The sequence below is a fragment of the Roseomonas acroporae genome (assembly GCF_023223525.1).
Taxonomy (GTDB): domain Bacteria; phylum Pseudomonadota; class Alphaproteobacteria; order Acetobacterales; family Acetobacteraceae; genus Roseomonas_E; species Roseomonas_E acroporae.
Genome location: NZ_JALPRX010000262.1, coordinates 1 through 251, shown reverse-complemented (window position 1 = coordinate 251; position 251 = coordinate 1). Strand labels below are relative to the sequence as shown.

Sequence of the window (251 nt, the reverse complement as noted above, 5' to 3'; positions counted from 1 at the left end):
CAAGGACCGGCGCGACCCGAAGGACTGGAAGGGCATGACCTTCGGGATCCCGTTCGACTTCTCGATGCACAACTACCTGCTGCGCTACTACCTGGCCGAGCACGGGCTGGACCCGGACCGCGACGTGCAGCTTCGTGTCGTGGCGCCGCCGGAGATGGTGGCCAACCTGCGCTCGGGCAATTTCGACGGCTTCCTCGGCCCCGACCCGATCAACCAGCGCGCCGTCTACGACGGCGTCGGCTTCCTCCACA

At 66.9% G+C, this 251-nt stretch carries 1 protein-coding gene; it reads left to right on the top strand.

The window, feature by feature from the left end; genetic code table 11:
• Positions 1-34: 34 nt before the first annotated feature.
• Positions 35-251: ABC transporter substrate-binding protein (locus M0638_RS28420; protein WP_456316060.1), on the top strand; the 217-nt coding region annotated here is incomplete at its 3' end.